This window comes from Rhodococcus opacus (assembly GCF_012396235.1).
GTDB lineage: Bacteria > Actinomycetota > Actinomycetes > Mycobacteriales > Mycobacteriaceae > Rhodococcus_F > Rhodococcus_F opacus.
On record NZ_JAAXPA010000031.1, the window covers coordinates 48,849 to 61,318 of the forward strand.

The 12,470-nt window shown below is 69.1% G+C and carries 9 protein-coding genes; 7 read left to right on the forward strand and 2 right to left on the reverse strand.

Going from position 1 to position 12,470, the window contains the following annotated elements; genetic code table 11:
- Window positions 1-224 precede the first annotated feature (224 nt).
- Genes HGB39_RS30900 through HGB39_RS30930 form a run of 7 tightly spaced genes read left to right on the forward strand, consistent with a single transcriptional unit; the run spans window position 225 to window position 8,968 of the window.
- Complete coding sequence (locus tag HGB39_RS30900; protein ID WP_005574316.1) at window positions 225-2,321, forward strand: beta-galactosidase; 2,097 nt, start codon at window positions 225-227, stop codon at window positions 2,319-2,321.
- Window positions 2,318-3,124 (forward strand): DeoR/GlpR family DNA-binding transcription regulator, encoded by an 807-nt coding sequence (locus HGB39_RS30905; protein WP_005574314.1) that lies wholly within the window; start codon window positions 2,318-2,320, stop codon window positions 3,122-3,124. The genes HGB39_RS30900 and HGB39_RS30905 overlap by 4 nt, the downstream gene beginning before the upstream one ends.
- The gene (gene galT, locus HGB39_RS30910; protein WP_005256763.1) at window positions 3,111-4,277 is read left to right on the forward strand and encodes a galactose-1-phosphate uridylyltransferase; all 1,167 of its coding nucleotides are present in this window, start codon (window positions 3,111-3,113) and stop codon (window positions 4,275-4,277) included. The genes HGB39_RS30905 and galT overlap by 14 nt, the downstream gene beginning before the upstream one ends.
- Window positions 4,274-5,464, forward strand: coding sequence for a galactokinase (galK, locus tag HGB39_RS30915; RefSeq protein ID WP_005574310.1), 1,191 nt, complete (start codon window positions 4,274-4,276; stop codon window positions 5,462-5,464). The genes galT and galK overlap by 4 nt, the downstream gene beginning before the upstream one ends.
- 28 nt (window positions 5,465-5,492) lie before the next feature.
- Window positions 5,493-6,575 carry an ABC transporter ATP-binding protein gene (locus tag HGB39_RS30920; RefSeq protein WP_064080340.1) on the forward strand — a complete coding sequence of 361 codons (1,083 nt, stop codon included), beginning with the start codon at window positions 5,493-5,495 and terminating at the stop codon, window positions 6,573-6,575.
- 38 nt (window positions 6,576-6,613) lie between these two features.
- Complete coding sequence (gene galE, locus HGB39_RS30925; protein WP_005560815.1) at window positions 6,614-7,606, forward strand: UDP-glucose 4-epimerase GalE; 993 nt, start codon at window positions 6,614-6,616, stop codon at window positions 7,604-7,606.
- Between the two features lie 42 nt (window positions 7,607-7,648).
- Window positions 7,649-8,968 carry a DUF2252 domain-containing protein gene (locus HGB39_RS30930; RefSeq protein ID WP_043786974.1) on the forward strand — a complete coding sequence of 440 codons (1,320 nt, stop codon included), beginning with the start codon at window positions 7,649-7,651 and terminating at the stop codon, window positions 8,966-8,968.
- 5 nt (window positions 8,969-8,973) lie between these two features.
- On the opposite strand, the gene HGB39_RS30935 is transcribed toward HGB39_RS30930, so the two are convergent.
- Window positions 8,974-10,470: a dynamin family protein gene (locus tag HGB39_RS30935; protein ID WP_005560813.1), complete on the reverse strand. Its 1,497-nt coding sequence runs from the start codon at window positions 10,468-10,470 to the stop codon at window positions 8,974-8,976.
- Window positions 10,467-12,311 carry a dynamin family protein gene (locus HGB39_RS30940; RefSeq protein ID WP_005560811.1) on the reverse strand — a complete coding sequence of 615 codons (1,845 nt, stop codon included), beginning with the start codon at window positions 12,309-12,311 and terminating at the stop codon, window positions 10,467-10,469. The genes HGB39_RS30935 and HGB39_RS30940 overlap by 4 nt, the downstream gene beginning before the upstream one ends.
- Window positions 12,312-12,470: the final 159 nt, after the last annotated feature.

The following is a 12,470-nucleotide window of genomic DNA, read 5'->3' on the forward strand; positions in this document are numbered from 1 at the left end:
TTTTCGATTGAGTACCGGGGTGGTCGGAGTCGCTCACCACCTGATCGAAAATCGAACAACTTCGATCACTTTCGGGTGCTGTCGCCTCACGCACTTACGTGATGCAGGTTACAAAATCACGCCGCACCGCGCATTGTCAACCAACCAGAAGCGCTTTCACCTGCGTAAGTGCAGAAATGTTCATTCGTGTTGACTTTTGAACAGGGATCGGACAGATTGTGAGTATGCACACAGCGAGCGATTCCGGCGGGCGGCACCTGCGGTGGCCGACCCGGGGCATTTCCTTCGGCGGTGACTACAACCCCGAGCAGTGGCCGGAAGAGGTCTGGCAACGCGACGTCGAACTCATGCGCGAGGCTTGTGTCGACTTCGCCACCGTCGGCGTCTTCTCCTGGGCCCGGCTCCAGCCCACTCCGGACACGTGGGATTTCGGCTGGCTCGACCGCGTCCTCGACCTCCTGCACGACGGCGGCGTCCGCGTCGACCTGGCCACCGCGACCGCGTCCCCACCGCCGTGGCTCACGACCGCGCATCCCGAGGTCCGGCCCGTGGACGAGCGTGGCTACCGGTACGAGATCGGCAGCAGGCAGACGTGGAGCCCGAGTTCCCCGATCTACCGCGACCGCTCCCTCGTCCTCGTCGAGAAGATGGCCACCCGATACGGCGGCCACCCCGCACTCGCGCTCTGGCACGTGTCGAACGAACTCGGCTGCCACAACTCACGCTGCTACTCCCCCGACAGCGCGCGGGCGTTCCGGCGGTGGCTGCAACGTCGCTACGGCGACCTCACCGAACTCAACCGGGCGTGGGGCACGACGTTCTGGAGCCAGCACTACAGCGACTGGAACGAAGTGGTGCCGCCCGCCGCGAGCACGACGTTCGGCAATCCCACGCATCTGCTGGACTGGCGCCGGTTCTGCTCGGACGCCCTCCTCGACCAGTACCTCGCCGAGCGGGAGGTGCTGCGGCGCATCACCCCCGACATCCCGGTCACCACCAACTTCATGGTGGGCATGGGCTCACCGCAGTCGCTCGCCGGCGACATGAACTACGCGCAGTGGGCACCCGAACAGGACCTGGTGTCCACCGACCACTACCTGGTGGGGCCGGCGACGGGCGACGGCGCCACCCACCACCGGCTGTCGTTCTCGGCCGACCTGACGCGCGGTATCGCCGGCTCACGGCCGTGGCTGCTGATGGAACATTCGACGAGCGCCGTCAACTGGCAGCCGGTCAACCGGGCGAAGACACCCGGAGAGATGCTGCGCAACTCTCTCGCCCACGTCGCCCGCGGCGCGGACGGTATCGCCTTCTTCCAGTTCCGCGCATCCGACGCGGGTGCGGAGAAGTTCCATTCCGCCCTGGTTCCGCACGCGGGCACCGACTCCGCGCGATGGCGGGAAGTCGTCCAGCTCGGCGCCGTGCTGCGCCGCCTCGAACCGGTGGCCGGCAGCCGCGTCGAGGCCCCGGTGGGTGTGTTGTTCGACTGGGAGTCGCAGTGGGCGTGCGAGCAGGACGGGCACCCGTCCCGGTTGATGCAGCCCATGGCGATCGCCGAACGCGCCCACCACGCCTTCTCCGGCGTCACGTGTGACGTGATCCCCGCGGACGCCGACCTGAGCCGGTACGCCGACCTGAGCCGGTACGCCGTGGTGGTCGTTCCGGCCGTGTACCTGTGCAGCGACGAGGACGCCGCGCGCATCGAGGCCGCGGCCCGCGCCGGCGCCCAGGTGCTGGTCACCGCATTCTCCGGGATCGCGGACCGCGACGATCACATCCGGCTCGGCGGCTACCCCGGGGCGTTCCGCGACCTGCTGGGTGTCCGCACCGAGGAGTTCTTCCCGCTCGGCGCGGACGAGACCGTCGCCCTCGACGACGGCACTGCGGCCCGCATCTGGACCGAGTATCTGACGGTGTCCGAGGACGTGGAGGTACTCGCCCGCCACACCGAGGGGCACCTCCAGGGTGTGCCCGCCCTCACCCGGCGTCCGGTCGGCGACGGCGCCGCCTGGTATCTCGCCACCGTCCCCGACACGCAGAGCTGGACGAGGATCGCCGAAGCGATCTGCGCCGCAGCCGGTCTCGACCTCCACGCTGGGCAGCACGCCGACGTGGAGATCGTGCGCAGGCGGGGCGAGAACGGGTCGTGGCTGTTCGTCCTCAACCACACGACCGAGAAGGTGACCGTCGAGGTGTCCGGCACCGACCTCGTCACCGAACGGGTGGTCGACGGACCGCTCACGCTGGAACCCGGCAGCTGTGCTGTGATTCGCGAAGACAGCGCCGACACCGGCGCCCGGACCCGAAAGGCGGACGCATGATGCTCGCTCGTCAGCGCCAGCAGGTGATCCTCGACGAGGTCACCTCCCGCGGTGCGGTGAAGGTCGTCGACCTCGGCGCGACACTCGGGGTCTCCGACATGACCATCCGGCGCGACATCAACGAACTCGTCGAGCAGGGTCTCGTCGAGCGGGTGCACGGCGGGGTCACCCTGCCGCGGTCGGCGAGTGTGCACGAACCGGGGTTCTCGGCGAAGTCCGAACTCGACCGCGAGGCCAAGCAGGCCATCGCCCGCGCCGCCGCCCGGCTGGTGCGCCCGGGCACGTCGGTGGGCATCTCCGGCGGCACCACCACGCACGCCCTCGCCCGCGAACTCCTCGACGTCCCCGACATCACCGTCGTCACCAATTCGCTGCCCGTCGCCGACGCGTTCCACGAGGGTGGCCGCGACGACCAGACCATCCTCCTGACCGGTGGTCAGCGCACGCCGTCCTTCGCTCTGGTCGGGCCGCTCACGGTCGCCGCGCTGCGCGGCATCCACGTGGACATGCTGTTCCTGGGGACGCACGGGATGGGGATCGACTCGGGACTTACCTGCCCCAATTTGATGGAAGCACAGACCAATCAGGCGCTCGTCGCGTCGTCGCGGCGGGTCGTGGTGCTCGCCGACCACACGAAGTGGGGTGTGACCGCGTTGGCGAACACGATCCCGCTGTCCGACGTCGACATCCTCATCACCGACGCCGGGCTCGAGCGCGCCGCCCAGGAATCTCTTGCCGACCACGTCGGCGATCTCGTGGTGACACGGGAGAACCGGGAAGGACTCGTCGATGACCGTGCGTGACGAACAGGAGGCGCGGGAGACCGGCACACGGCTCCGGATGCGCAAGACCCGGACGACCCTCGCGGACGGCCGCGAACTGATCTACTTCGACGACTCCGAGCCGTATGTGTCGGGCGGCGCCACCCGCGAGTTGGTGGATTCACGGCCGCTGCCGCCGGCGGTGTCGCAGTCGCAGATGCGCTTCGACGTGCTCACCGGGGAGTGGGTGGTCATCGCCGCCCAGCGGATGGACCGCACGTTCCTGCCGCCGCCGGACGCGTCGCCGCTCGCCCCGAGCATGCCGGGCAAGGCGCCCACGGAGATTCCGGCCGACGACTACGACGTGGTGGTGTTCGAGAACCGCTTCCCGTCGCTGGCGACGGGCGCCGCCGAGCAGGACCTTCCGGACTGCGTCGACGGAGAAGCGTTGTGGCCGTTGGCACCGGGGGCGGGCAGGTGCGAGGTCGTGTGCTTCACCAGCAACCCGGATGCCGCGTTCTCCACCCTGAACGTCGACCGGGTCCGCACCGTCGTCGACGTCTGGGCCGACCGCACCGCCGACCTGTCGGCGCTGCCGGGGGTCCGGCAGGTGTTCTGCTTCGAGAACCGGGGCAAGGAAATCGGCGTCACCCTGACCCATCCGCACGGGCAGATCTACGCCTACCCGTACCTGCCGCCCCGCACGGACGCGCTGATCCGGCGCTCCCGCGAGCACTTCGAGAGCACCGGGCGACTACTGCTCGCCGATGTCCTCGACGCCGAAACACGATCCGGCAGGCGCGTGGTCCTGGCCGCCGAGCACTGGACCGCATACGTTCCCGCCGCCTCGCGCTGGCCGCTGGAGGTGCATCTCGCACCGCACCGCGACGTCCGTGACCTCACCGAACTGTCCGACGACGAGCGCGACGAACTCGCCCACGTCTATCTCGAACTGCTGCGCCGGGTCGACCGGTTCTTCGACGGCGTCGACGCCGTGCCCTACATCGCCGCGTGGCACCAGGCGCCCGTCGGAGAGGACCGTCCGCTCGGACGCCTGCACCTGCAACTGTTCTCGATGATGCGTTCCCCCGGCCGGATGAAGTACCTGGCGGGATCCGAGTCCGGGATGGGGGCGTGGGTCAACGACACCACCCCCGAGCGCATCGCCGACCGGCTGCGGGAGGTGGCGTCGTGAGTGCGCCGCAGTGGGTCACCCCCGTCGACCCCGACGCGGTCGCAGGTACCGCCGAGGCGATGTTCCGCAGCACGTTCGGCGGCGCCGCGGACGGCGTCTGGACTGCACCAGGCCGGGTCAACCTCATCGGTGAGCACGTCGACTACGCCGGCGGACTGGTACTGCCGTTCGCCCTCCCCTACGTGACCGTCGTCGCCGTCCGAGTACGCGACGACGGGATCCTGCACGCCGTGTCCACGCACACCGGCGAGTCCTGGCACGGTCCGCTCGACGACGTCGCCCCGGGCCACCCGGCCGGCTGGGCCGCGTACGTCGCCGGGGTGGTGTGGGCGCTACGCCGGTCCGGACATCTCACGGCGGGAACCGGTTTCGACGTGGCGGTGCATTCGACGGTCCCCGTCGGCTCCGGGCTGTCGAGTTCGGCCGCGCTCGAGTGCGCGTTCGCGCTCGCCGTCGCCGACCTCGCCGGCCTGCCCACGGACGACTCCGGCCGCCGACAACTGATCACCGCGTCCATCCTCGCGGAGAACGAGATCGCCGGCGCGTCCACCGGCGGCATGGACCAGTCGGTCGCGATGCTCGCCCGCCCCGGCCACGCCCTGCTCCTCGACTGCCGCGGCGGCGCGACCCGGCACGTTCCACTCGACTTCGACGCCGCAGGCGCCCGACTGGTCGTCATCGACACCAACGCGCCGCACCGGCTGGTCGACGGCCAGTACGGCAACCGGCGCGCCACCGTCGAGAAGGCCTGCGCCGACCTCGGCGTCGCCACCCTGCGCGACGTCGCCGACGTCGACGCGGCCGTCGCGGCGCTGAGTTCCCCGGCAGCGCAGCGGGTCCGGCACGTGCTCGGCGAGATCCATCGCGTCCGGGAGGTCGCCGACCTGCTCGACCGCGGCCGGATCACCGACATCGGCGACGCCCTGAACCGCTCGCACGCCTCGTTGCGCGACGACTACGAGGTCAGCTCCGTCGAACTCGACTCCGCCGTCGAGGCCGCCCTCGAGGCCGGCGCCTGGGGTGCGCGGATGACCGGTGGCGGCTTCGGCGGCTCCGCGATCGCCCTCGTTCCGGCCGACCGGATCGACGCCGTCGTCGAGAACGTCGCCCGACGCGCCGACACCGCCGGCCTGCCGGTCCCCCAGTTCCTGCACGCCGAGCCGTCGGGCTCGGCACACCGACTCTGAGATCCCCTTCCACGACCAGGAGAACACCATGGCACGAGTCACGTACGACGCAGCCACCAAGATGTACCCCGGTTCCGATGTGCCGGCCGTCGATTCGCTGAACCTCGACATCGAGGACGGCGAATTCCTCGTCCTCGTCGGCCCCTCCGGGTGCGGCAAGTCGACGTCGCTGCGGATGCTGGCCGGTCTCGAGAACGTCGACTACGGTGCCATCCGCATCGGCGAACGCGACGTCACCGCCCTCGCACCGAAGGAACGGGACATCGCGATGGTGTTCCAGAACTACGCGCTGTACCCCCACATGACGGTCGCGAAGAACATGGGCTTCGCCCTCGAGATCGCCGGCATGGACAAGAGTGAGATCGGCCGCCGCGTCGAGGAGGCCGCGAAGATCCTCGATCTCGGCGACTACCTGAACCGCAAGCCGAAGGCACTCTCCGGTGGGCAGCGCCAGCGTGTCGCGATGGGCCGGGCGATCGTCCGCGACCCGCAGGTGTTCCTCATGGACGAACCGCTGTCGAACCTCGACGCGAAACTGCGGGTGCAGACCCGCACCCAGATCTCGCTGTTGCAGCGCCGGCTGGGCACCACCACCGTGTACGTCACCCACGATCAGGTGGAGGCCATGACCATGGGCGACCGTGTGGCGGTCATGAAAGCGGGCATCCTGCAGCAGTGCGCGAGCCCGAAGACGCTGTACGAGAAGCCGGTCAACAGCTTCGTCGCCGGGTTCATCGGGTCGCCGGCCATGAACCTGTTCGAGGTCGACGTCGTGAACAGCGCCGCCCGGATCGGTTCGCTGTCGACGCCGATCGAGCGGTCGGTGCTGGGCGCCCTGGACACCGGCCGGGTCGTCGTCGGTGTCCGCCCGGAGGCGTGGACCGTGTCCGACCAGGGCACCACGGTGAAGGTCGATGTGGTCGAGGAACTCGGCGCGGACGCCTACATCTACGGGCGCATCGTCCGCGACGGCGAACTCGGCGGACACGACATCGTCGCGCGCGTCGGCGACTCCGTCTCCCCGGCCAAGGGCGAGGTGATCCGGCTGGCACCGGACCGGGCTCGCCTGCACTACTTCTCGCCCACGACAGGTGCGCGACTCGGCGACTGAGCGAACCGAGCCCCCACCGCCGAACCGAAGGAACAACAGTGAAACTTCTCGTCACCGGCGGCGCCGGTTACGTCGGCAGCGTCTGCGCCCAGCGGCTGCTCGAGTGCGGCCACACGGTCGTGATTGTCGACGACCTGTCGACCGGTAACGCCGACGCGGTGCCGGCAGGAGCGGAGTTCGTCGAGGAGGACGTCGCGAGCGCAGCCGAACGGGTTCTCGGCGGCGCGGAGTTCGACGGCGTGCTGCATTTCGCCGCCCGCTCCCTCGTCGGCGAGTCGGTGGTGACGCCGGAGACGTACTGGAACGCCAACGTCGTCAAGACCCTGACCCTGCTCGAGGCGATGCGCTCGTCCGGTACCGGCCGGCTGGTGTTCTCCTCCACCGCAGCGACGTACGGCTCTCCGGAGTCCGTGCCGATCACCGAGGACGCACCGACCCGGCCGACCAACCCGTACGGTGCCACCAAACTGGCGATCGACCACGCGATCACGTCGTACGCGGTCGCGCACGGGCTGGCGGCGTGCAGCCTGCGCTACTTCAACGTCGCGGGCGCGTACGCCGGACTCGGCGAGAACCGTCTCGTGGAAACACACCTGATCCCGCTGGTGCTGCAGGTCGCTGCCGGGCGACGGGACGAGATCTCGGTGTTCGGCACCGACTGGCCCACCCCGGACGGCACCGCCGTCCGCGACTACATCCACATCCGCGACCTGGCAGAGGCGCATATCCTCGCGCTCGAATCGACCCGGCCCGGAACGCACCGCGTCTACAACCTCGGTACCGGCACCGGGTTCAGTGTGCGGGAGGTGATCTCGTCCTGCGAACGCGTGACGGGCCGAACTATCGCCACCCGGGACGCCCCGCGGCGCGCCGGCGATCCGGCGGTGCTCGTCGCGTCCGGCGCACGTGTGCAGGCCGAACTGGGCTGGCGGCCGAGACACCCGGACCTCGATGAGATCGTGGCCGATGCGTGGACGTATCTGCAGTCGCTGGGCGCGCGGGAACGCTACCGTGGTGCAGTGCGGTCGTGACGAGGCGTGTGGCGCCCCGTGGACCGCGAGAAGGAGGCTGGTGTGGACGTCGCCGATTCCACGAGGCAGGGTCGGATCGTGGAGGTCCTCGTCGAGGCCTTCGCCGATCTGATGGAGGCGGACCCGAGCGCGTTTCGCACGAAGTTCCGGAAGATGGCCGCCGATCCGTTCGCCTTCTTCCGGGGCAGCGCCTGCCTCTTCTACGACGATCTGCGTGACTTCGACGATCCGTGGGCGGACGAGCGCACCGGCCGAGTGTGGATTCACGGCGATCTACACCTGGAGAATTTCGGCACGTACATGAACTCGGAGGGCACCCTCGTCTTCGACGTCAACGATTTCGACGAGGCGTACGTGGGGCCGTTCAGCTGGGATCTTCGTCGGTTCGTCGCGAGTCTCGCACTGATGGGCTGGCAGAAGGCCCTCCCCGAGAGCGATGTCCGGGCACTCGCCGACACGTACCTGCGCAGCTATGTCGAGCACGTCCTGCACTACGTGCAGCGGGAAGCGGACGACGCGTACGCGCTGCGCCTGGACAATTCGCGCGGCGCCATCCAGGACCTGCTGCTGAGCGCGCGCCTCGCCACCCGGGTGGACCTGCTCGAGTCCGTCACGGTGATCGAGGACTACGACCGGCGTTTCCGGCGGGGCCGCGGTGTCCGCGAACTCGACGAGAAGGAACGCAGGACCGTGTGCGAGGCGCTGGACACGTACATCGAGAGGGTGCCCCGCAGCAAGCGATCCGCGCGACCGGTGTTCTACCGAGTCAAGGACGTGGTCGGGCGGAAGGGTTTCGGGATCGGCAGCGCCGGCCTCCCGGCGTACAACGTGCTCATCGAAGGGGCGACCCAGGCGCTCGAGAACGACATCGTGCTCTCCCTCAAGCAGGGCAACGTCGCCGCACCGAGCCGCATCGTCGACGAACCCCGGGTCCGCGACTACTTCGAGCACGAAGGCCACCGCACGGTGGTGAGTCAGCGCGCGTTGCAGGTCCACACGGATCCGCTGCTCGGCTACACGGAGATCGGCGGCACCGGTTTCGTGGTCGCCGAACTCTCCCCGTACGAACTGGACCTCGACTGGTCGGATCTCACCGAACCGGAGGACATCGCGCCGGTGCTCGAAGACCTCGGCCGGGCCACGGCGAAGGTGCATTGCGTCTCCGACGAGGACAGCGACCAGACCCTCGTCACGTTCCAGACCGAGGACGCCATCCAGAACGTGGTCGACGGCAGGCTGGACGAGTTCGTCGGCGAGATCATCGACTTCGGCATCGCGTACGCCGAGGTGAGCCGCAAGGATCACCAGCTGTTCGTGAACGCCTTCCGGGAGGGCGAGATCGCGGGCGTCTCCGCGACGTAGCCGAACTACAGACGGACGGTGTTCAGTTCCTCCAGAACACCTTCCGCGCTGCGGGCCGCGACGGTGCAGGCCCTCGCGGTGAACTGGTCGAGCAACGGGTGGCGCGCCCGTTCGCGCCACTTCCGGACCGCGGCGAGGGCCCGCATCCGCTGCAACTCCACGGAGTCGTGGCCGTCGGTGCCCAATCGTTCGGCGATCTGGATCCCGAATCCGCCGATCAGGCGTTGCAACTCGGCCACGTCGTCGGCGGGCAACCCCACGTCGGTGGACCGCAGCCGCCCGAGCAGCCGCAGTTCCTGGAAACCGTGCACGTCGGAGAGCAGCCGTTCGGCCGACATCAGGATCTCACCCGCACCCTGCACCGGATGTGCCGTGAGCACCCGCTTGAGTGCCACGAGTGCCGAATGGGTCTTCAACTGATCGGTCCGCTGCCCGAACTGGATGTCGATCACCTGACGCAATTCGTCGAGGCCGCTGCGTTCCACCAGTTCCGCCGCCAGCGTCGGCGAGTCCTTGGTGCCCAACCGGATCAGGGTCACCGCCATCCGGATCCCGAAGAGCCCGAAGCGGTCTGCCAACTGAGCCCGCATCCGGGCGTCCACGGGAAGCGGACTGTCCTCACGCGCGAACCGGTCGGCCGACAGCATCGCCAGGTTCAGATCGTCCACCGGAACCTCGGCCAGATGCTGGAACGCGCTGAACTCCGCCTGACGCATCGTGCGCGCGCCGAGCGCCAGCAGACCCGCGACGGGGACGACGGCCTGACACAGCCCGGTGCGCTCGAGCTCGCCCGCGAACCGGGACGCCACCTCCTTCGCGGACATCATGGCGTCCAGGCGTCCCGCCCCCACCTCGTCGGCCCGCGACACGACACCGACCACCCCGAGCGGTCCCGATTCGTCGCCCACGTGGTCGCCGATCTGACCGAGGAACTGGACGTCGGTCGCGTTGAGCGTGCGCAGCAGGTAGACCACGGCGTCGGCGCCGGACGCCTCGTTGTCGGGTGTGAGCATCTCGAGGGTGCGGGCCGAGACGTCCCGCGACAGTGAGGACGTGCCCGGGGTGTCGATGATCGTCGTGTGCGCCAGGGCGGACGACGGCCACTCCACGTCGAGGCGGTCCACCCGGTCGGCGGTGAGGTGGCCGAGGTCGAACGTGAGATGTCCGTCCCGGCGCAGCACCGGGACGTTGGCGGAACGCTGAGCGCCGCTGCCGTTGTCCGGCTGATACCAGGCCGTCACGGTGGGCGTCGACCCGCTCCGATACCAGGTGACGACGCGGGTGCACTCGGTCGCGTCGGTGGGCGCGATATCCTGCCCCACCAGGGAATTGAGCAGAGTGGACTTGCCGGCCTTCAGCGAACCGGCCAGGGCCACGCGCAGCGGTTGTTCCAGTCGCCGGGCACATTCGGTCAGCTGATCCCGAATCTCGGGTCTGCCCGCGTACAGCTGCCGGGCGGACGCGATGAGTGCCCGGGCCTCGTGAAGTGGAGCGGCCGTCATGCCGTGACCGCTCCCGCGTCGCCTGCGACGAGTTGCGCGGCTTGCTGTTTCAGTTCGGATGCGACGTGGAGATCCTTTTCGAGCTGCGCGATCCGACGGGTCCGTTCGGTGGACTCGAGGTTCGCCGCCTCCTGCGCGCCGCGCAGCGAGTCGTTGATCGACCGCAGCGCCTGCTCGGCGATCGCGCTGAAATGATCGCGCAGCAAGCGCTGGATCGACCGGAGCCGATCCTTCGACTCCTTGCCCACCTGGAAGCTGGCGTCGTCGGCGAACCGGCGGATCGCGGCCTTCGCCTCCGCACGCCGCTTCAGGATCCGGCTCTCCTTGTCTTCCCGGTACGCCTTGGTGCCGAGGAGGACTCCGGCGCCGATCGAGATCGGATTGACCAGGGCCATCCCCATCATCGTGGTGATCAGACCGAACATGAGGACGCCGCCGTACGATCCGCGCATTCCGACGAGAACCTTCTGCGTGATGCCGATGCGTCCGGCCTCGAGGTCCGCGAGCGAGGCCACCGGTTCGAGAACACCGTCGACGTTCGCGACGTCCAGGTGCGGCAGTTCGACGGCACCCGTCTCGGCGAAGTGCTGCGCCACCACCTCGGCCAGCCACAGCGCGCGGTCGTGGGCCCAGACGAAGTTGTCGCCGATCGCGGTGGCGAATTCCTGCTCGAGCCACTGGCCCAGCGCGTCCCAGTCCTTGCCGGGGTCGCCCTCGTCTACGGTCTCCTCCGCCTCACGGGTGACGCGGCGCAACCGGTCCCGGAGGTCGTGGTCGATGTCCGCGGCCAGGTCGGCGATGCCGTCGCCGAGCGTCTGCTGCCACAGCGACGTCTTCTTGTGCAGCTCCTCGGCGGCGGCCTTCGCCTTCTGCAGTTCGGCGACCGCTGCGACGCCCTTCGCCGGATCACGCAGGGCGGCAAGCTCACTGCCGATCCCCAGGGTGAGATGCTCGGCCGCGGAGGACACGTCCAGCGACACGGCCCGCCGTGTGTTCGCCTCCGCCCGCGCCACCACCCGTTCGCGCAGGAACGCGTACAGGTCGACGAAACCGGATTCGGTGTTGAGTTCCTCGTCCTGCAGTCGCAGCGCGTGCGACCGCAGCACCGAGGAGATCGGGATCAGGGGAACGTCGAGACCGGCGCGCGCGAGGTGCCCGCGGTCGGCCTCGACGATCTCGCGCCAGTGCGGGTACAGGTCCGTCTTGCTGATCAGGCACGCCACCGACGGGCACAGGCTCGTGACCTGACGGATGAAACCGAGCTCCGGTTCGGTGAATTCCTGGCTGGCGTCGGAGAGAACGAACACGGCGTCCGACGCCGGAATCAGCCCGAGTGTGCTCGCGGCGTGCGGGTTGCCGGCGCCGCCCACGCCGGGTGTGTCGACCAGGACCAGACCGTCCGCGAGCAGCGGACTCGGGACGTTGACCTCCACCCGCAGCACCTCCCGGCCCTCGGCGCGGGGCGAGGCCGGCGTGATGCCGTTCAGCTCGTCGAGCGGAAGAGGAACCCGGATCGGGTCGGCGCCCGGATCGGCGAGGAGCAGTTCCGCCGACGCCGTCTCGGCGTTCTGGACGACGGTCGGGATCGCGGTGGTCTCGTCGTCACCCACCGAGCACACGGTGAGGTTGAGAAGGGAATTCACGAACTGGCTCTTGCCCTGCTTGAGCGGTCCGACCACCACGATCCGCATCCGTGGGTCCTGCACCCGGGTCCGGGCCGAGTCCAGGCGCTGCGCCAGGTCGCCGCGCCCGAACCTCTTCGCCACGTCCAGGGCCTGCTCGAGCAACGCCGTCATCGACTGGGACCCGGCTGGACTCTTCTCGGCGGCTGCACTGTCCATGAGCTTCGTTGACCCGCAATTCTTCCGACCTCTGTGCGGACACCACGTTCAGTGCACCGACACCCGACTGTGAAACAGCCCCGCACGCATAACGCGTCCGGGGCTGATTTCGTTACATCGTACGGCGGTTCCGGCCGCCCCGTCTGGGGGATGCCGGAA